This is a genomic window from Virgibacillus halotolerans (assembly GCF_016908515.1).
Lineage (GTDB): Bacteria > Bacillota > Bacilli > Bacillales > Amphibacillaceae > Virgibacillus_M > Virgibacillus_M halotolerans.
In genome coordinates, this window is the sequence record NZ_JAFBEA010000001.1 from 816580 (window position 1) to 836096 (window position 19517).

The window sequence follows — 19517 nt, forward strand, 5'->3', positions numbered from 1 at the left end:
ATTATCGTGTATTGTATTTGTTATAGTATAAATTGACTTAAATCTTTATCCTTCACAATCGTGCTCAATTTATCATCGACATAACTTGGTGTTATTTCCACGGTCTCCATCGTAATATCCGGAGCTTCAAATGATAAATCTTCTAAAAGCCTTTCCAGAATGGTATGAAGCCTTCTCGCCCCGATGTTGTCTGTTTCCTGATTTACTTGAAATGCAATCTCTGCAATCCTTACTATAGCTTCGTCAGTAAAAACAACATTTATACCTTCTGTTTTCAATAGTGCCTCATATTGCTTTAATAAAGCATTAGAAGGTTCCTTTAAAATTCTTTCGAAATCTTTAGTGGTCAACTTTTCCAGTTCTACACGAATTGGGAATCTGCCTTGCAGCTCCGGAATAAGATCTGACGGTTTTGCCATATGGAATGCTCCTGCTGCAATAAATAGCATGTGATCTGTTTTCACAGGACCGTGTTTTGTGACAACGGTAGACCCTTCAACAATCGGCAACACATCACGTTGAACACCTTCTCTTGAAACATTTGCACTGTTATCCTGTTTAGCAGCAACTTTATCAATTTCGTCGATAAATATGATACCGGATTGTTCGGCACGTTCAATTGCTTCTTGTGCCGCCTCTTCCATATCAACCAGCTTTTGTGCTTCCTGCTGTGTTAACAGTTTCCTGGCATCAGATACTGCAAGCTTTCTTTTCTTTTTCTTTTTTGGCATAAACTGCCCGAAAGCATCCTGCATATTCATGCCCATTTGTTCCATACCCGATCCTTGTAGCATATCAAACATGGATGGAGGTGTTTCTTCCAGTTCCACTGTAACCAGGTGATCTTCCAATTCCCCTAGAGTGAGCTGATGCTCGATTCGTTGTCGCTTATTCATTACTTCTTGATCTTTATTTTCTTCTTTGGCATCATCGTCTTCCTCATTTGCCTGACCAGAAAAAAGCATTTCAAAAGGATTCTTTGTACCATTTTGTTTCTTGGTCTGCGGAACGAGCAATTTCACAAGTTTTTTGTTTGCTTCTGCTTCCGCCTTCCCTTTTACTTCTTCCATTTTTTCTTCTTTAACCATTCTTAAAGCCATTTCAACGAGGTCACGAACCATGGATTCAACATCCCGTCCTACATACCCTACCTCAGTAAATTTGGTTGCCTCTACTTTCACAAACGGAGCACCTACAAGCTTTGCTAATCTTCTTGCGATCTCGGTTTTACCTACACCAGTTGGTCCAATCATCAAAATATTTTTCGGGACTATTTCTTCTTTGATTGTTTCATCAAGCTTCATTCTCCGATAACGATTCCGTAAAGCAACCGCTACTGAACGCTTTGCTTGCTGCTGCCCTATTATATACTTATCCAACTGACCCACAATTTGTTTTGGAGTGTATTCAATTCCCATACTTAGGATAAACCTCCTTTTAATCAAGTACTTCTAAAGTAATCTGATCATTTGTATATACGCAAATTTCTCCAGCAATTTCCAGTGCCGTTTGTGCTATTTCCTTAGCAGATAATTCAGATGAACGTCTAACCAATGCTCTTCCGGCACTTAAAGCATAATTCCCACCAGATCCAATGGCAAGCATACCATCATCTGGCTCGATCACTTCACCTGTTCCGGAAACCAAAAACATATTCTCTTTATTCATTACAATTAACATGGCTTCCAACTTGCGCAATACTTTATCGCTTCGCCATTCCTTTGCTAATTCAACAGAAGCGCGTGCTAAATTACCATTGTATGCTTCCAGCTTTGCTTCAAATTTCTCAAATAGTGTAAAAGCATCTGCAACGGATCCTGCAAATCCGGCTAAAACCTGGCCATTAAATAAGGTACGGACTTTTTTTGCTTTATGTTTCATGATCACCGCGTCCCCTAATGTAACCTGACCATCGCCGCACATGGCGCACTGTCCATGGTGCATAATACCGAAAATCGTTGTCGCATGCATCTCATTTGTCAATACCATCACCTCTTTCACCCAAAGTTAATCATTTGCTCTAGGATGCGTATTCATATATACATCACGTAAATGATCTTTCGTTACATGTGTGTAAATTTGTGTAGAGGATAAACTTTCGTGACCTAACAATTCCTGTACTGTACGAAGATCAGCACCCTCATTTAACATATGTGTCGCGAATGTATGACGCAATTTATGTGGATGAACACGTACTGTTAATGCTGCTGTTTCAACCATTTTGCTCAAAATTAATCGAATTCCTCTGGTGGTGAGTGGATTACCCCGAGCATTTAAAAAGACAGCATTATTTGTTACCTCAGCTTTTTGAAGTAACTGTTTTCTACCGTCATTAATATAGGTCTCAAGGGCATTGGCTGCAAACTCTCCAAAAATAGCATAACGTTCTTTACGACCTTTTCCGTTAACAAACATGGTACCAATCGAAAAATCAATATCTTCTAGTGACAGTCCCTGACATTCGCCAACCCTGATTCCAGTAGCATATAACGTCTCCAAGATTGCCTGATTTCGTTGCCCCAATGGTTCCGAAGTATCATTTACTGCAAATAATTTTTCTAATTCCTCCATATAGAGAAATCCAGGAATTGGTTTACTTGCTTTTGGTAAGGTAATTCCAATAAATGGATTAGTAGTTGTTTTATTTTCACGTTCCATAAATTTGTAAAAGCTTCTTAAAGCAGATATCTTTCTAGCAACAGATCTTCTACTTAATTGTTGGTCATAAAGGCCCGTTAAAAATAATCTAACAACACGCTGGTCAACTTGATTTAGATCGTGTACCGCTTCACCAGACAGGAATCCGAAGAAATTTTCCAGATCATTCTGATAATACTTTACCGTGTATGGTGACGCATTTTTCTCTATTTGTAAATATTCTATAAAAGCTTCCATTTCAGTTGTGAAATACTGCACTTTTCCACCCCATCAAACAGCGAATAAATCATACCATAATAATTTACCAAATGCAATTCATTTAACATAATTGCAACAAGATTCTGAATCAAGCACAACCATAATATACCATAATTGTTCGACTTATTCCATTATTTACTCAGGAAATATGCTGTCAAGTAGATAACCTTACCAATGCGTAATTATATCTGTTTGAAGGTCAATAGTCAACAAACAAACAAAGCCACTGTTTAGAAAATTAAGCAACAGTGAAAAATTTGTGAATAAACGCTATCTAGATACTGTTATTGACAACTTTTTAATTAAATATTCCTAGTTCATTAATCTTTTCTTTCGTTTCCTTTGTTCCAAGTTCATACAGTTTACGATACAGACTTAGCATGTGGGCATCATAGCGACTTCTTTCATCATCTGCACCCCATTCATTAAAAGGCTTGGTTAAATACATTGTAGCGTTTTTTGAATCCTGATCTTTTTCTCTAAACAATGCTTCTATATCCTCTTTTTCTTTTTGATTAGCAATAATTTCAAATTCAATTCCACTATCTGGAATTGACATCTCTCTAATCTCCTTCGTATCAATCGTTACAAAATAATGTTTTTTATCTTCCATGATATAACCCTCCTCTACTTTATTGATTCCCTTTTATCAACAGTTAAAACTTTTGCAAATAAAAAAATAAAAGCTGCTCACGCTAAGCGGAGCAGCCAAAAATTAATTTTGTGTCTTTTCTTTGTATTCACAATTTGTACATTGTATTTGCGTTTCTTTCTTGCTTTTCTTTTCAACTAACAAAGCGTCACATTTCGGACACGGTCTTGCTATTGGTTTATCCCATGAAACAAAATCACATTCCGGGAAGCGGTCACAACCGTAAAAAGTTCTGCGTTTCTTCGATTTTCTTTCAACAATATTACCCTCTTTACATTTCGGGCAGTCTACACCAATTTCCTTAAGAATTGGTTTGGTGTTTCGGCATTCTGGAAAATTGGAGCAAGCTAGGAATTTCCCATACCGTCCCATTTTGTAGACCATTTCATTTCCACATTTCTCACAAGTAATTCCTGCGGGTTCATCTTTAATCTCTATTTTTTCCATTTCTTCTTCCGCTGTTTCTAAACGCTTATGGAAGTCCTCGTAAAATTCGTCAATGACTTTTACCCATTCCACTTTACCGTCTTCAATCGAGTCAAGGTCACCTTCCATTTTTGCTGTAAAATCAACATCAATGATTTCCGGGAAAAACTCTTCCACCAGTTTGATCACAATTGTTCCAAGTTCAGTTGGAATAAATCGCTTATTATCAATCGTCACATATCCCCTGCGCTGAATGGTATCCAGTGTCGGTGCATAGGTCGACGGTCTGCCAATTCCCATTTCCTCCATTGACCGGACAAGTCTTGCTTCCGTAAACCTTGGTGGTGGCTGTGTAAAGTGTTGGTTTGGAATAATTTCTTTTCCATCCACGACCATACCTTCTTCCAGATCCGGCAGTAGTTTATTCTCTTCTTTTTTCTTATCATCTGTACCTTCAACATAAACTTTCATAAATCCGTCAAATTTAATTTTCGAGCCGGTAGCTCTAAATTCAACGTTATTATTCAGTAAATGAACTGTCATCGTATCCATGACAGCCGGTGCCATTTGACTTGCTAAAAACCTTTCCCAAATCAGTTTATACAAACGATGTTGATCACGGGATAAAACATCTTTTAATGATTTTGGACTTCTAAGTGTAGAAGTAGGACGGATTGCTTCATGCGCATCCTGTGCCCCTTCTTTTTTCTTGGCTGGTTTATTATTTCCTAAATATTGTTTACCATAATTTTCCTCGATATACCCTTTGGCCTCTTCCTTGGCCGTATCCGAAATACGTGTTGAATCTGTACGCATATAAGTAATTAAACCTGTAATGCCACCAGCTTTTTTCCCTAAATCAATTCCTTCATACAACTGTTGTGCAACCATCATCGTTTTACGTGCCCTGAAGTTAAGCTTTCTTGCTGCCTCCTGTTGAATAGAAGAGGTGATAAATGGTACTGCAGGGTTCCTTTTGCGCTCGCGCTTTTTCACCTTATCAACCGTATACTTTTTATTTTTTAGTTGATTTATGATTTCTTTTACATCAGATTCAGTTTTTAATTCTTGTTTCTTTCCATTTATGCCGTAAAAAGCACCCTCAAATACGTCCTTATCTTTTTGAAAGTGGCCCTCGATCGACCAGTATTCTTCAGGTTTAAATTGTTCGATTTCCTGTTCGCGGTCATAAATCATTTTTAAAGCAACTGATTGTACACGACCAGCGCTTAGTCCCTTTTTTACTTTCTTCCATAGTAACGGACTGATATTATAACCAACCAAACGGTCAAGAATTCTTCTTGCTTGTTGTGCATCTACTAAATCAATATCAATTGACCTTGGGTTTTTAAAGGATTCTTTTATCGCATCTTTCGTGATTTCGTTAAAAACAACACGGCAATTCGAGTCAGGATCCACATTTAAAATGTGCGCTAAATGCCATGCAATTGCTTCTCCTTCTCTGTCGGGGTCAGCCGCGAGATAGATTTTCTTGGCCTTTTTTGCTTCTTTTCTCAGTTCTTTTAATATATCACCTTTACCACGAATGGTAATATATTTTGGTTTAAAATCATCATCAACATCAACACCCATTTGACTTTTAGGTAAATCACGTACATGGCCCATCGATGCTGTTACTTTATATTTTTTACCGAGATAACGTTCTATTGTCTTCGCTTTGGCGGGCGATTCTACGATTACGAGATTATCTGCCATTGTATTTCCTCCTACATCTGAGGTCATCAAAAATAATTTGAGAAATCCTCATTAATACTAAATACATCTGATAGCTTTGTCAAATTTACTGTTATTTAATGCTTTTATATGCGTAAGCGATTTCCTAAGTGTAAAATAAATTTCTGCCTATCGTTTCCCAATCAACTAAAATATCAGCTGGCTCATGCACCAACTTTGCACCATCCTGTATCATTTGATGACAACCCTTTGTTTGTGGGAGTAAGGGAGACCCTGGGACCGCATATACTTCTCTTCCTTGATCCAGCGCCTGATCGACCGTAATCAATGTGCCACTCCGCTTCGTTGCTTCAATCACTAATGTTCCGAAGCTTAAGCCGCTTATAATACGGTTTCTCTCAGGAAAGTGATATTTTACAGGGGCCGTATCGGGCGGATATTCAGAAAGTACTAATCCCTGATCAACTATTTTTTCAAATAAAGCAATATTTTGCTTTGGATAAATATGATGAAAGCCCCCACCTAAAACAGCAATCGTTTTTCCTTTGTTTCCCAATGAAAGCAGATGGGCAAAACTATCGATCCCGATTGCCATCCCACTCACAATCAACCAATCTTGTTCAATTAATGGCCTAACAATATGATCCATTTTAAGTTTGGCTTCCCTAGAAGGATTCCTTGTTCCAATCACACTTAATGCTGGTAAATAGGATAATAGCGAGGAATCGCCCAAAGCATATAATACGAGTGGTGGATCTTTAATTGTTTTTAACACAGGTGGATAGGCTTCGTCAACTATTGTGATAACTTGATATTTTTCGAGATCGCGCTTTATTTGTTGTTTTAAATTAAAATGATGAAGGTCTGCATGAAAGATCGTGGCGTTTTTCATTGGTAGAGAATAGTAATGACTAATCATGGAGGAGGATAGCGTATAAATGCCGTTTAATGTAGGATCATGATGGAGAATTTTCCTGATTATTCTTCTGGTAATGCCCTGACATCGGTGTATATGAATAAGTCTTGAACGTAGTGCTGTCAATCAAACACTTCCCTTTTATTGTAATAAAGCAGGAATCTGATCGATTCCTGCTTTTCCATCTTTAATGGGTTTTACATTTTTCTTTTAAATTATTTTCTTCAAGTACTCGGATCATTGTTTCACCCATAACTGCAGGTGTTTCTGCAACTTGGATGCCACATTCATTCATCACACTGATTTTTGCTTCTGCAGTTCCTTGACCGCCGGAGATAATCGCTCCAGCATGGCCCATACGTTTTCCCGGTGGTGCTGTTGCACCACCGATGAAGCCTACGACTGGTTTTTTCATATTTGCTTTTACCCATGCTGCCGCTTCTTCCTCCGCAGTACCACCAATTTCCCCAATCATGACAACTGCTTCCGTTTCCGGATCTTCATTGAATGCCGTAAGAACATCAATAAAGTCTGTACCATTTACAGGGTCTCCACCAATACCGACAGCTGAAGATTGTCCATATCCAGCTTCTGATAATTGATGAACTGCTTCATATGTCAATGTTCCAGAGCGGGAAACCACACCAACGTGACCCTTTTTATGGATGTAACCTGGCATAATACCAATCTTACATTCATCCGGCGTAATAACTCCAGGACAGTTTGGTCCAATCAGACGGGTCTTTTTCCCTTCTAAGTATCGTTTTACATTAACCATATCAATTACAGGAATATGTTCTGTAATACAAATCGCAAGATCTAATTCCGCATCGGCTGCTTCCATAATTGCGTCTGCAGCAAATGGAGCTGGAACATAAATAACAGATGCAGTTGCACCAGTTTTTTCGACTGCTTCTTGAACCGTATTAAAAACCGGAACACCTTCAACTTCTGTTCCACCTTTTTTGGGTGTAACACCGCCAACGATCTTTGTACCATATTCAAGCATTTGTTTTGTATGGAATCTAGCTGTTCCACCAGTAATACCTTGGACAATTACTTTTGTATCTTTATCAACATATACACTCATTTTCGTCCGTCCTTTCTATGCAATCCACATACGTTTTATTTTAATAGATATTGATTTAGCGCCAAAGACGCCAGCAAAATATATCGTTTTTAAAATTACTTAACCATAGAAACGATCTTCTCAGCACCATCAGCCATCGATCCTGCTGATGTTATATTCAGCCCTGACTCGTTCAGAATCTTCTTACCTAAATCAACGTTTGTACCTTCTAAACGCACAACTAATGGGATTTCCAAGCCAACCTGTTTCGTTGCCTCTACAACACCTTCAGCGATAACATCACACTTCATAATACCGCCAAATATGTTGACAAATATCCCTTTTACATTGGAATCGGACAAAATGATTTTAAATGCTTCTGTCACTTTTTCAGCAGTTGCACCGCCCCCAACATCAAGGAAGTTAGCGGGATCGCCGCCATAATGCTTAATAATATCCATTGTAGACATGGCAAGACCTGCACCATTCACCATACAACCAATATTTCCATCTAGTGATACATAGCTCAAATCATACTTAGATGCTTCAATTTCCTTTTCATCTTCTTCATCTAAATCACGGAATGCTTGTAAATCCTTCTGACGAAACAATCCGTTATCATCAAAGTTTAATTTAGCATCCAATGCTAGTACTTCACCATCACCCGTTGTAACAAGCGGGTTAATTTCTGCTATAGAACAATCTTTTTCAATAAATGCCTGATAAAGGCCCATCATAAATTTAACTGCTTTACCTAGCATTTCATGTGGAATATTAATATTAAATGCTAGTCTACGAGCTTGAAAGCCAGTCAGTCCTACTAGTGGATCAATGACTTCTTTGAAAATCTTTTCAGGTGTTGCTGCTGCAACTTCTTCGATTTCAGTACCGCCCTCTTCAGATGCCATTAGCACAACACGAGAAGATGCCCGATCCAGTACCAAACCTACATAATACTCTTTTTTAATGTCGCATCCTTCTTCAATAAGCAGGCGTTTAACCTCTTTACCTTCAGGACCTGTCTGATGCGTAACCAATGTTTTACCTAGAATCTCTTCTGCATATGTACGCACATCAGCTTCATTTTTTGCAATCTTAACACCACCGGCTTTACCCCTTCCGCCAGCATGGATTTGTGCTTTTACTACTGTAACAGCACTATCTAATTTCTTTGCAGCTTCAACAGCTTCGTCCACTGTATATGCAACATGTCCATTGGGCACGTTTACACCATAGCTACGCAAAATTTCTTTGCCTTGATACTCATGAATGTTCATTTTCCATCCTCCCATCAAAATTGACTGCAATTCTATTGTATTAAAAAACAACAAATTTCACAAGAATAAGGAAGGATGTTGTCCTAATTCGATCTATCTCCGATGGATTTATCTGTTCTATATATATAGGCAAACACTTCTGCTACAGCTTGATATAGCTCCTCAGGGATTGTTTCATTAATATTTAATTCTGCCAGCAATTCGACCATAGAAGAATCTTCTAAAATAGGGACATTGTTTGCCTTAGCCTTATCAATAATCGTATCCGCGATTAACCCTCTACCAGAGGCCGCGACGATTGGAGCATTTTCTCTTGTTTGGTCGTATCGCAATGCAGCGGCTTTCTTTCGTTTTTCTTTCATATGCGGTAGTCAACCCCCTGATACGTAGATTTAATGGCTTTTATGCTGGACGATATTTTCGTTTCCGTGTTTTGTGCCAACGGTTTACACACAATTCCGGACAGGTGATAGTCTAAATCTGCTAATCCTTTTTTTAACACAGGTTGTAATGAAGCGTATTGGTCATTAACCTCCATCACATCATTATAAATCGTGACTGTTACGACCCGTTTATGGACATTCATATCAATAACAGTTTGCTTCAAATAGGTAAGATCCAGATAAAAGACGATACGGCAATAATCCGGATCAATTTCTCCATTCCTTGTTTTGTTACCTGCAAATTCAAGTTCAATATCGCTGTTTAACGCCATTCTTTCACCAGGGATCTGTAAATTCACTTGAATAAAATGATTCGCTTCATTTACCGAATTTATTTGCATGCCATTGATGAAGTGAAGCAGTTGTTGCCCTGGTTCGTTCGTTGTTCCATCATTTTTTTGCAATATTTGCAGGAGCATTCCTTTTATGGTTGCAGATTGTTGTTCTACATCAGTATGTAATAATTGATTTTCATAAGCCAATCCAGTAAAACGTAACAGCTGATTTAACTGAGCTAAGAACTGTTCCTTTGGTGCCGCTTGAAGAAATAATTTATCGAGTTTTATCTTTGTTAGTAATTCTTCCGTGTCTGCAAAGCCTTGCTTATCAGTCAATGTATGTAAGATAGACAAAATTTGTTGTGCATGCACTGAATTATATTTTGATATAGTTGCAGCCGATAGTTCTGATGAAAGTAATGGTGTTATTTTCTGGGAAATCTGCTGTTTTAATACAGTGAATTCCTGCTCCGTTAATACTGGGTCCGCACTTGTCTTAGCTAGCTTATTTTCCCACAATTGAAGCATTTCTGTTGAATGACGTTGTAATACCATTTTATTGGAAATTGTTTGCTCCAGAATGCTTACTACCCTCTCACTGTCCATTTCAAAGGGCAATGCTGTGTTTAATAATTGGTTTTGTATATTTGTCGGCGTGATATTGTTTCGCTCCTCAAACGCTTCCCATTGAGATTGCCATGTTGAAAAATCAATTGACATATTCACGAGGCCTGTTGCCTTCAACAAGTTAAAAAGCTGTTGGTTATGATGTTTATTTTCCGTTAAAATCTGTTTGATGATTGTAGACTTGGAATCTAGCGGACGGTCCACCATTTGGCTTAAACGGCCCATAAGCTTCACATTTGTTCTACTTCGTTCTAAAGGCGCGAGTAAAGATTTCATTCGTTCCGTTATTCCGCTCGTATGGTGGGTTAATAAAGCCTGAAAAACCGAATCAGTTATCGGTAACTTTGCCGCGATCATTTCTTTCAGGACGACTTTTGTTAACATTTTGTCCTTTGAACGAGTCAACAAATCAAATGCCTGTGTTAACTGATTTTTATCAAAAGAGATCTTATCATTTATTAGGGACTCAGTCATAGCTACATTTGCTTTCGTTGTTTTTAAGCCCAGTTGCTGTAAAAGGTGTTTTATATTTACTTTTTCTTCTCTCTTCAATTGTTCTCCCAATACCTTTAAGTGAAGGATGTCATCTGTCGCTTGTACTTGAAAATGATACTTCTCCCCAATTGTTAACGGTGTTTTTACTTGGGCTATCATTTTTTGCGAACCGAGCAAAATTTCTGCGTTATTATTTGGATATAGTTTTACTATTTTACCCTGAATGATTTGTCCCGGTCGAAGCGTTTGTTGCTGTGGAGTCACCCTGGAGAAAGCCCCTTTTGTTATGCGCCCAATTCCCACCTTAAGCACCCCTATCCATTAATAAAATCTATTTGATGAAAGATTGTTGCTATTTAGCCCGCTGCATGAATACACTTCGCTTTCCGCGGGCAAGGAACAAGCTGAGGCAGACTAAGTATACCACCTCTGGCAACGTCTAGGACTACGCTAACGCTCGTCCCGCCAAGAAACGTCCTATGGTCAAAGGCTTTGCCAAGACCTTAGGAAAGCGAGCTTATTTTCACTAAGTATGAATAGCAATATTTTATACGGAAAGAGCGTTAATAAACTACTTTTTTTACTGGTGCAAAAGATCTTCTATGATATGGACTTGCACCATTGACCTCCAATGCTGTCATATGATTTTTTGTTCCATAACCCATATTCGAAGCAAAATCGTACATCGGGTATTCATGATGCATTTCCTGCATCAACTTATCACGTGTAACCTTTGCCAAAACGCTGGCTGCAGCAATGGAAACACTTTTCGTGTCCCCTTTTGTTATTGCTTCATGAGTACATGGCAATCCATTAAGGTTTACTGCATCAATTAAAATGTGATCTGGTTTTGGGTTTAGCTGATCGATTGCACTGCGCATCGCTAACTTTGTTGCTTCAAATATATTAATTTGATCAATTTGCTGACTGTCAATGATGGAAATACCATAACTGATTGCCTGGTCTTTAATGATAAAAAAGAATTTTTCGCGTGTTGCCTTATTTAATTGCTTGGAATCATCCAACCCTAGTAGTTTAAAATTAGATGGTAAAATGACTGCCGCAGCAACGACTGGTCCTGCAAGCGGTCCTCTGCCAGCTTCATCCATACCTGCAATATACTGATGTCCATCAGCATAGCCTTTTTGTTCAAAACGACACATCTTTGTGAATTTATCTTCTAGTGCTTTCTCTTTGAGTATCTGGTTTTCATAGCTCTTGATTAAATTTTGCACACCTTTTCTTTCATCCTGTCTCAGATCAGCTATTAAAGCTTCGTTCAGTTCCCCAGCTTTAAATAATTCTTTTAGAACAGCTATTGATTTTTTATCCATATGTACACCTATCTTTCTTTATATCGGTCATTCTCTCTCACACTTGAATCTTACCATAAAGTAAAATTTCATTCAGTAGTGTTTTTACTGCCCACCAAACCTGCGATAAAATAAGACATCCATCCGAAGATGCATGTCTTATTTTTATATTTCTGCTGCTTCCAGCGTTATTTTACCAAGTCGTCCTGTACGCAAGTCACGTAATACGATATCAGAAACCTTTTCAAAGTTCACCTGACCACCACTTTCTAGCGCGCCACGTTGTTTGCCAATTGCCACAAAGATTTCCCACATGTCTTCCATGTCCCGATCAACCAGATAACGGTCCTCCAGCATTGCAGGATAATGTTCCTGCATATATTTAATTACGAACGCTGTAATATCCTGCAAGGAAAGTAACTGGTCCTTAATCGTACCTATTGCCGCTAAGCGATAACCGACAGTCTGATCCTCAAATTTCGGCCACAAGATACCTGGCGTATCCAGTAATTCGAAATCCTTTTTCACTTTAATCCAAAGCTGTTGTTTTGTTATCCCTGGTATATCACCGGTTTTCGCAACCTTTTTATTTGCAAGGCGATTAATTAAAGTCGATTTACCCACATTCGGAATACCGACTATCATCGCTCTCGTTGCTCTCGGTTGGATACCCTTCTTTAACAGTCTCTCCTGTTTTTCCTGGCCGAGTTCTTTTGCCAACTGAATGACATGTTTCACATCTGCTTTATCATTAACATTCACTGCAATCGCGGGGATGCTATTTTCTTTAAAATAAGCAATCCATTTATCTGTTTCCCGCTGATCCGCCAAGTCTTTTTTCATTAATACAATCATTTTTGTTTTGTTTTGTAAAACTTGTTGCAGCATGGGATTCTGCGATGATAGTGGTGCACGTGCATCCACCAACTCCATGACAAAATCAACCAACTTAAGCTTCTCTTCTACCTGACGTCTGGCTTTCGCCATATGCCCGGGGAACCACTGTATTGTCATTTTCAATCCTACTTTCCTATCATTTGCATTCGGTTAATCGGCCAATAAATCAGGCTTGTTTTTCCGACAATGGAATCTATTGGAATGACACCCAATAAACGGCTATCCGTTGAGTTTCCCCGGTTATCCCCTAATACGAGAACATGCCCATCTGGGATGGTTTCATGTTCTCCGGGTAAGTTTTCTAACCTAAAATCGTTTGTTGGTATGACGTTTAATGTTCCATCATCGTTCTGTTCTTCTAGAAATGGTTCATCTACCTCTTCTCCATCAATATACAATAGATTGTCTTTTACTGCTACATGCTCACCAGGTAAGCCAATAACACGTTTAATAAAATCCTTTTTTTCAGATGCATGGAATACCACAATATCAAAACGGTTCGGCTCATTAAAACGGTAATTTATTTTATTTACAATCATTTGATCCCGATCATGTAATGTGGGCAACATAGATGGTCCATCCACTACAATTGGGGCAAAAAAGAAGGTTCGAACGATAAAGGCTAATGCAAATGCAATTAACAAAGCTTTTATCCAATCATACCATTCGCTTTTTTTTCGTTTGGCCATAAATTTTCCTCCGACAGCTAAAATATGTAACTAACTTCTAGTTTAAGCTTTTCCCTTACGAACATTCAACATTTTGTTAAAAAAACAAAAAGGAGCTTGTGCATATTGCCAAGCTCCTTTCCAGTTACGTTTATAATTAGCGACGTTCTTTAATACGTGCTGCTTTTCCACGTAGGTTACGAAGATAGTATAGTTTCGCACGACGAACAATACCACGACGCGATACTTCAATTTCCGCTACTCGAGGGGAATGTACTGGGAAAGTACGCTCAACACCTACACCATAAGAAATTTTTCTTACTGTAAATGTTTCACTGATTCCACCATTTTGGCGTTTGATTACAACACCTTCAAAAACCTGAATACGTTCACGCGTGCCTTCAACAACTTTCGCATGAACTTTTACAGTATCTCCTGCACGAAAATCAGGGTGATCTGTACGTAGTTGATCTTTTGTGATGTCTGCAATAAGTTTTTGCATCCAACTTCACTCCTTCCAAACCAATGCTCATGCCCGTCTATGAGGCAGCGGAACATCGTTTATACGACTTAAGTATCTACTTAAGCACAACAGTAAATATACCATAATGATTGCTTGAATTCAAGCATTTATTGAAGATAATATTTATTGCTTCTTTTTTATTTCATTCAGTAACTTTTGATCTTCATCAGACAGTTCCAGATGATCAAGTAGATCTCTCCGTCTTTCATAAGTACGTTTCAAGGATTCCTTTTTACGCCAAGTTTCGATATTTGCATGGTGACCGGATAATAATAGATCCGGTACTTTCATACCACGAAAATCAGCAGGTCTGGTGTAATGTGGGTGTTCGAGCAAACCTGTAGAAAAGGAATCCTCCGATGCGGAAGCTACGTTTCCCAGCACATCAGGCAACAGTCGAACAACACTATCAACAACAACCATTGCACCAAGTTCGCCGCCTGTTAACACATAATCCCCAATTGATATTTCATCGGTTACAAGGTGCTCTCTAATTCGCTCATCATAGCCTTCATAATGACCGCAAATAAAAATCAAGTGTTCCTCTTGTGCTAATTCTTCTGCTTTTTTCTGGGTATACGGCTCACCTTGCGGACACATCAAAATAATTCGAGGTTTCGCGTTTCTCTCTGCTTGAACTGTTTCAACGGCATCAAATACGGGCTGAGGTGTTAAGACCATACCCGCACCACCACCATAAGGGTAATCATCGACTTTTTGATGTTTGTTAACCGCAAAATCGCGGAAGTTCACCAGTTGATAACTGTATTTATTTTTTTCATGCGCTTTTTTCAAAATAGAAGCGTCGAACATACCATTTATCATCTCAGGAAAGAGTGTCAATATGTCTATATGCATTAATCGAGCAGTCCTTCCATTGGTTCAATGACCACTTTTTTTGCTTCGATATTAACCTCTTTAACCACTTCTTTAATATAAGGGATTAACACGTCTTTTCCATTGGGCTGTTTTACTACCCAAACATCGTTCGCACCAGGAGATAAAATTTCTTTAATCTCTCCTAACTTATCGATCTCATTTAGAAAAACCTCACATCCTATGATCTCATGATAATAATATTCATCTTCCGCCAAGTCAGTCAGCTGATCCTCATCTATTTTTAAATAAGATCCTTTATAAACTTCAACATCATCGATATGATCATAGCCTGCAAAATGTAGAAGATCAAAACCTTTGTGAGAACGATAAGCGTCGACCGTTACCTGAATAGGACTTTCATTTCCCTTTACCAGATATAATCGTTCGCCCACAGCAAAGCGTTCCGCAAAATCACTAATCCGAACAACCTTAACCTCACCACGAATGCCATGTGTATTTACAATCTTTCCTGTATTGAACATCTTTTCAGCCATTTCTCCACCTGCTATTCATCAATCCGAATGACAACATCATCTTTTATGACAATTGCCTTTTCATTAACCATCTCATTCCAATGCGATCCAACTTCAACTTCAACAAGAGCTTCAACTTCCTTTTCAATCATTTCACTACCGATTTCCAGTATATCCAGCTGCTCCAGCTTAAAATCAATTAAATTAATTTTTTCTTTACGTTTGTTGATTTCCTGTTGAAATCGCTGCGATATTTCCTGCTTTGATACGCCTGTCTTATTTTGCAGCTTTCTTTGTTCAAACAGAAGCTGTTGACACTCTTGTTCAAGTCGCATTTGAGATTGGTTAAATTTGTTTTTCAATTTTGTTTTGCTTTTCTCTGTGACAATTTGTTTGATTAAGACTTTCCTCATTATCTTCATCGGTTTCCCCACTCTCATCAAACTCACATTCCAACCTTCGCAGAGATGTTCTTAAAAAGTTCCCTTTTCTTACACTGATAAGAAAAGGGAAAGGAAGACCCTTTCCCTTTTCTACATAATATCCAAATAAATACGTTTTTTACCATCTGTCTTCGCTGCATATACAACCGTACGAATCGCCTTGGCAATACGTCCGTTTTTACCAATTACCTTTCCAACATCGTCTTCATTTACAGTAAGATGATAAACCATTTTAGATTCTTCTTCTGTTTCCTGTACAACGATGTCTTCCGGGTGATCAACTAAAGAAATAACAATAGATTCAATTAGGGATTTCATGATATCACACTACTTTACTATTGATTTTTCTGGTCGTGGAATTTCTTCATGATGCCTTCTTTTGAGAAAAGATTGCGAACTGTATCACTTGGTTTCGCACCGTTTGTCATCCAGTTAAGTGCTTTTTCTTCATCAATTTTAACTTCAACCGGGTTAACTACCGGGTTATAAGTTCCAATTTGTTCGATTTGACGTCCATCACGAGGAGAACGTGAATCTGCTACAACAATACGATAAAATGGATTTCTTTTTGAACCCATACGTTTTAAACGAATTTTAACAGCCATGTAATTGCACCTCCAATAATAATGTTTTACACAATTTTAGATTCTATCAGAAATTTGCAGGTCTGTAAAGTGTTTTTACATTACAACCCTAAAAGTAAATCCAATAAGCGTCCTGATTTTATCTTTTACATGAATGGAAACTTCATGCCCTTGCCTTTTTTACCCTTTTGCATGTTCGTCATTTGCTTCATCATTTTCTTCATTTCATCAAACTGCTTTAACAAGCGATTCACTTGAGAAACGGATGTACCAGAGCCTTTCGCAATCCGTTTTTTCCGGCTTGCGTTCATGATACTTGGCTCCTGTCTTTCTTTCTTTGTCATGGATTGGATAATCGCCTCTACTTGTACAAGCTGATTTTCATCCAATTGCGCATTTTTTAGCCCTTTCATTTTGTTCGCACCAGGGATCATGGCCATCAAGTCATCTAATGGCCCCATATTTTTAACCTGTCCCATTTGCTCTAAAAAGTCATCAAAGGTAAAGGACATCGTGCGCATTTTCTCTTCTAATGCTTTTGCCTGTTTTTCATCCACATTGGTTTGAGCTTTCTCGATCAAAGTTAGGACGTCACCCATACCAAGAATTCGCGATGCCATTCGTTCTGGATGAAATGCCTCCAACTCATCTAACTTCTCACCCATACCGGCAAACTTAATCGGTTTGTCAGTAACAGCTTTAATGGATAACGCTGCCCCACCACGTGTGTCCCCGTCAAGTTTCGTTAGCACAACGCCTGAAATATCAAGCTGCTCATTAAAACTTTCAGCAACATTAACAGCGTCCTGGCCTGTCATTGAATCCACTACTAAAAAGATTTCATCTGGTTTCACGTTTGTTTTTATTTGTTGTAATTCATCCATCAGCTCATGATCAACATGTAAACGACCCGCTGTGTCAATGATGACATAATCATTGTGCTCTTCTTTCGCTTGCTCAATCGCTTTTGTAGCAATTTCGATGGGACTTGTTTCTGTTCCCATCGAAAAAACAGGCATCTCAAGCTGCTTACCCAATGTTTCCAATTGTTGAATTGCTGCTGGACGGTAGATGTCACAAGCAACAAGTAATGGTGAACGGTTATGTTTCTTACGTAAAAAGTTCGCTAGCTTTCCTGTCGTGGTTGTTTTACCGGCACCTTGCAGGCCAACCATCATAATAACGGTTGGTGGCCGATCAGCCACTGCTATTTTACTTTGTTCTCCACCCATTAGTGTGGTTAATTCTTCTTTTACTACTTTAATGACCTGTTGACCAGGTGTTAAACTCTCCATTACTTCCTGTCCAACTGCCCGTTCCTTAATCCGATTAATTAAATCCTTAACAACTTTAAAGTTAACATCCGCTTCAAGCAAAGCAAGACGCACTTCACGTGTCATTTCTTTTACATCTTGTTCTGAGACCTTACCTTTTCCGGTAATTTTTTTAATCGTACTTTGTAAACGGTCGGCCAGTCCTTCAAACGCCATAGAAGGTGTCCCCCTAATCTATTTCTTTTAATTGTTGAATCATTTGCAGTAATGCTTCATTTCCTATACCCATAACTGCCTCCATTTGATCCAGTAGCATGCTTTTTTGATCAAATTTACGATATAAATGCAATTTTTCTTCATAGGATTCAAGCATCGCTTCTGTTCGTTTAATATTATCATAAACAGCCTGCCTGGAAACATGCGATAACTCCGAAATTTCACCGAGTGAATAATCCTCTAAATAATACAAAGACATGTAATTTCGTTGTTTGGGTGTTAATAATGCCTGATAAAAATCAAATAAGTAATTCATTCTGGTTGTTTTTTCGAGCAAATCATCCACCCCTTGTTAAGTGAAATACCTTTACAAACTTATGATACCGAAAAACAAGATACCGGTCAAGTAGATACTTATCTTTACGCTTCTTCCAACAGGTCAGCAAACAACCCATAAACAAAGGCAAGGGCTTCAAATTCCCGTAAATCCTCCACCTGTTCCCCAAGTCCGACATATTTAACCGGAATATCCAGCTCGTTACGGATTGCTAAAACAATACCACCTTTTGCTGTACCATCTAGTTTGGTTAACACGATTCCGGAAACATTTGTAGCTTCAGAGAATGTTTTTGCCTGGTTGAGTGCATTTTGACCTGTTGTTGCGTCTAATACAAGCAGTACTTCATGTGGTGCGCCTGGTACTTCCCGCTCAATCACACGTTTTACCTTTGCAAGCTCATTCATTAAATTCACTTTGTTCTGGAGTCTTCCAGCAGTGTCACAAATTAACACATCTGCATTACGTGACTTTGCTGCTTTGATTCCATCAAAAATAACTGCTGCGGGATCACTTCCTGCACTTTGTTTAACCACATCAACTCCTGCCCGCTCTCCCCATACTTCCAGTTGTTCAATGGCACCAGCACGAAATGTATCGCCAGCGGCTAAAACAACCTGTTTTCCCTGCTGTTTTAATTGATGTGCTAATTTACCAATGGAGGTTGTCTTTCCAACACCATTTACACCGACAACCAATATGACAGATAGTTGGCCTTCCTGCAGGTTCAATAATTCGCTTTCTTCATCATCCCCTTTATAAATATCTACAAGCTTTTCGGAAATGACGTCCTTTACTTCTTTTGTGTCTTTAATATTTTGCCGTTTTACTTCCATTTTAAGTTCTTCAATTAAATCCATTACGGTCATGACACCGACATCAGCAGAGATAAGAATTTCCTCCAACTCTTCAAAGAAGTCCTCATCTACTTTGCGATAGCGGGCGAGCAGATCATTAATTTTCCCTGAAAATGAATTTCGGGTCTTCTTCATTCCTTCTTTATATTTCTCGGAAACTTCTTCTGTTTCCTCTTTATTTTTAAATCTGTCTTTGAATTTTTTCATAAAGCTCATAACCCATATCTCCTTTTAAATTTGTATTTTCTCCAAGGATTGT

General features: G+C 38.5%; 22 protein-coding genes. All 22 read right to left on the minus strand.

Annotated elements, in window-relative coordinates; genetic code table 11:
- Positions 1 to 20: 20 nt before the first annotated feature.
- Positions 21 to 1418, minus strand: coding sequence for an HslU--HslV peptidase ATPase subunit (gene hslU, locus JOC34_RS04685; protein WP_205135545.1), 1398 nt, complete (start codon positions 1416 to 1418; stop codon positions 21 to 23).
- 19 nt (positions 1419 to 1437) lie between these two features.
- Positions 1438 to 1983, minus strand: a complete 546-nt coding sequence (gene hslV / locus JOC34_RS04690) for an ATP-dependent protease subunit HslV (RefSeq protein WP_275577674.1) — start codon at positions 1981 to 1983, stop codon at positions 1438 to 1440.
- Positions 1984 to 2007: 24 nt separating this feature from the next.
- Positions 2008 to 2916, minus strand: a complete 909-nt coding sequence (xerC, locus tag JOC34_RS04695) for a tyrosine recombinase XerC (RefSeq protein ID WP_420856093.1) — start codon at positions 2914 to 2916, stop codon at positions 2008 to 2010.
- 298 nt (positions 2917 to 3214) lie between these two features.
- On the minus strand, positions 3215 to 3529 hold the full coding sequence (locus JOC34_RS04700) for a hypothetical protein (RefSeq protein WP_205135546.1): 315 nt from the start codon (positions 3527 to 3529) through the stop codon (positions 3215 to 3217).
- A 102-nt stretch (positions 3530 to 3631) separates the two neighbouring features.
- Positions 3632 to 5710: a type I DNA topoisomerase gene (topA, locus tag JOC34_RS04705; RefSeq protein WP_205135547.1), complete on the minus strand. Its 2079-nt coding sequence runs from the start codon at positions 5708 to 5710 to the stop codon at positions 3632 to 3634.
- 124 nt (positions 5711 to 5834) lie between these two features.
- Entirely contained in the window at positions 5835 to 6731 is an 897-nt protein-coding gene (gene dprA, locus JOC34_RS04710) for a DNA-processing protein DprA (protein WP_205135548.1), read from the minus strand.
- A gap of 61 nt (positions 6732 to 6792) precedes the next feature.
- The gene (sucD, locus tag JOC34_RS04715; protein WP_205135549.1) at positions 6793 to 7695 is read right to left on the minus strand and encodes a succinate--CoA ligase subunit alpha; all 903 of its coding nucleotides are present in this window, start codon (positions 7693 to 7695) and stop codon (positions 6793 to 6795) included.
- Between the two features lie 95 nt (positions 7696 to 7790).
- Positions 7791 to 8951 (minus strand): ADP-forming succinate--CoA ligase subunit beta, encoded by a 1161-nt coding sequence (gene sucC / locus JOC34_RS04720; RefSeq protein WP_205135550.1) that lies wholly within the window; start codon positions 8949 to 8951, stop codon positions 7791 to 7793.
- A gap of 83 nt (positions 8952 to 9034) precedes the next feature.
- On the minus strand, positions 9035 to 9313 hold the full coding sequence (locus JOC34_RS04725; RefSeq protein WP_205135551.1) for an EscU/YscU/HrcU family type III secretion system export apparatus switch protein: 279 nt from the start codon (positions 9311 to 9313) through the stop codon (positions 9035 to 9037).
- Positions 9310 to 11097, minus strand: a complete 1788-nt coding sequence (locus JOC34_RS04730) for a hypothetical protein (protein WP_205135552.1) — start codon at positions 11095 to 11097, stop codon at positions 9310 to 9312. The genes JOC34_RS04725 and JOC34_RS04730 overlap by 4 nt, the downstream gene beginning before the upstream one ends.
- Positions 11098 to 11357: 260 nt before the next feature.
- On the minus strand, positions 11358 to 12128 hold the full coding sequence (locus tag JOC34_RS04735) for a ribonuclease HII (RefSeq protein WP_205135553.1): 771 nt from the start codon (positions 12126 to 12128) through the stop codon (positions 11358 to 11360).
- A 144-nt stretch (positions 12129 to 12272) separates the two neighbouring features.
- On the minus strand, positions 12273 to 13121 hold the full coding sequence (gene ylqF / locus JOC34_RS04740; protein WP_205135554.1) for a ribosome biogenesis GTPase YlqF: 849 nt from the start codon (positions 13119 to 13121) through the stop codon (positions 12273 to 12275).
- A gap of 8 nt (positions 13122 to 13129) precedes the next feature.
- Positions 13130 to 13693: a signal peptidase I gene (gene lepB / locus JOC34_RS04745; protein ID WP_205135555.1), complete on the minus strand. Its 564-nt coding sequence runs from the start codon at positions 13691 to 13693 to the stop codon at positions 13130 to 13132.
- A gap of 136 nt (positions 13694 to 13829) precedes the next feature.
- Positions 13830 to 14174: a 50S ribosomal protein L19 gene (gene rplS / locus JOC34_RS04750; RefSeq protein WP_205135556.1), complete on the minus strand. Its 345-nt coding sequence runs from the start codon at positions 14172 to 14174 to the stop codon at positions 13830 to 13832.
- A 144-nt stretch (positions 14175 to 14318) separates the two neighbouring features.
- Entirely contained in the window at positions 14319 to 15053 is a 735-nt protein-coding gene (trmD, locus tag JOC34_RS04755) for a tRNA (guanosine(37)-N1)-methyltransferase TrmD (protein ID WP_205135557.1), read from the minus strand.
- On the minus strand, positions 15053 to 15568 hold the full coding sequence (rimM, locus tag JOC34_RS04760; protein ID WP_205135558.1) for a ribosome maturation factor RimM: 516 nt from the start codon (positions 15566 to 15568) through the stop codon (positions 15053 to 15055). The genes trmD and rimM overlap by 1 nt, the downstream gene beginning before the upstream one ends.
- An 11-nt stretch (positions 15569 to 15579) precedes the next feature.
- Positions 15580 to 15969, minus strand: coding sequence for a YlqD family protein (locus JOC34_RS04765; RefSeq protein WP_205135559.1), 390 nt, complete (start codon positions 15967 to 15969; stop codon positions 15580 to 15582).
- Between the two features lie 111 nt (positions 15970 to 16080).
- Positions 16081 to 16308: a KH domain-containing protein gene (locus JOC34_RS04770; RefSeq protein ID WP_205135560.1), complete on the minus strand. Its 228-nt coding sequence runs from the start codon at positions 16306 to 16308 to the stop codon at positions 16081 to 16083.
- A 17-nt stretch (positions 16309 to 16325) separates the two neighbouring features.
- The gene (gene rpsP / locus JOC34_RS04775; RefSeq protein WP_205135561.1) at positions 16326 to 16595 is read right to left on the minus strand and encodes a 30S ribosomal protein S16; all 270 of its coding nucleotides are present in this window, start codon (positions 16593 to 16595) and stop codon (positions 16326 to 16328) included.
- Between the two features lie 125 nt (positions 16596 to 16720).
- Complete coding sequence (gene ffh / locus JOC34_RS04780; protein WP_205135562.1) at positions 16721 to 18064, minus strand: signal recognition particle protein; 1344 nt, start codon at positions 18062 to 18064, stop codon at positions 16721 to 16723.
- A 13-nt stretch (positions 18065 to 18077) separates the two neighbouring features.
- Positions 18078 to 18401, minus strand: coding sequence for a putative DNA-binding protein (locus JOC34_RS04785; protein ID WP_205135563.1), 324 nt, complete (start codon positions 18399 to 18401; stop codon positions 18078 to 18080).
- Between the two features lie 83 nt (positions 18402 to 18484).
- A complete protein-coding gene (gene ftsY, locus JOC34_RS04790) occupies positions 18485 to 19474 on the minus strand; it encodes a signal recognition particle-docking protein FtsY (RefSeq protein WP_205135564.1) in 990 nt (329 codons plus the stop codon).
- Positions 19475 to 19517: the final 43 nt, after the last annotated feature.

Excerpts from the sequence above, each read along its gene's own strand:
- hslU (WP_205135545.1), bottom strand. The coding sequence starts at position 1,418 with ATGGGAATTGAATACACTCCAAAACAAATTGTGGGTCAGTTGGATAAG.
- JOC34_RS04700 (WP_205135546.1), bottom strand. The coding sequence starts at position 3,529 with ATGGAAGATAAAAAACATTATTTTGTAACGATTGATACGAAGGAGATT.
- topA (WP_205135547.1), bottom strand. The coding sequence starts at position 5,710 with ATGGCAGATAATCTCGTAATCGTAGAATCGCCCGCCAAAGCGAAGACA.
- sucD (WP_205135549.1), bottom strand. The coding sequence starts at position 7,695 with ATGAGTGTATATGTTGATAAAGATACAAAAGTAATTGTCCAAGGTATT.
- sucC (WP_205135550.1), bottom strand. The coding sequence starts at position 8,951 with ATGAACATTCATGAGTATCAAGGCAAAGAAATTTTGCGTAGCTATGGT.
- JOC34_RS04725 (WP_205135551.1), bottom strand. The coding sequence starts at position 9,313 with ATGAAAGAAAAACGAAAGAAAGCCGCTGCATTGCGATACGACCAAACA.
- JOC34_RS04735 (WP_205135553.1), bottom strand. The coding sequence starts at position 12,128 with ATGGATAAAAAATCAATAGCTGTTCTAAAAGAATTATTTAAAGCTGGG.
- ylqF (WP_205135554.1), bottom strand. The coding sequence starts at position 13,121 with ATGACAATACAGTGGTTCCCCGGGCATATGGCGAAAGCCAGACGTCAG.
- lepB (WP_205135555.1), bottom strand. The coding sequence starts at position 13,693 with ATGGCCAAACGAAAAAAAAGCGAATGGTATGATTGGATAAAAGCTTTG.
- rplS (WP_205135556.1), bottom strand. The coding sequence starts at position 14,174 with ATGCAAAAACTTATTGCAGACATCACAAAAGATCAACTACGTACAGAT.
- trmD (WP_205135557.1), bottom strand. The coding sequence starts at position 15,053 with ATGCATATAGACATATTGACACTCTTTCCTGAGATGATAAATGGTATG.
- rimM (WP_205135558.1), bottom strand. The coding sequence starts at position 15,568 with ATGGCTGAAAAGATGTTCAATACAGGAAAGATTGTAAATACACATGGC.
- JOC34_RS04765 (WP_205135559.1), bottom strand. The coding sequence starts at position 15,969 with ATGAAGATAATGAGGAAAGTCTTAATCAAACAAATTGTCACAGAGAAA.
- JOC34_RS04770 (WP_205135560.1), bottom strand. The coding sequence starts at position 16,308 with ATGAAATCCCTAATTGAATCTATTGTTATTTCTTTAGTTGATCACCCG.
- rpsP (WP_205135561.1), bottom strand. The coding sequence starts at position 16,595 with ATGGCTGTTAAAATTCGTTTAAAACGTATGGGTTCAAAAAGAAATCCA.
- ffh (WP_205135562.1), bottom strand. The coding sequence starts at position 18,064 with ATGGCGTTTGAAGGACTGGCCGACCGTTTACAAAGTACGATTAAAAAA.
- ftsY (WP_205135564.1), bottom strand. The coding sequence starts at position 19,474 with ATGAGCTTTATGAAAAAATTCAAAGACAGATTTAAAAATAAAGAGGAA.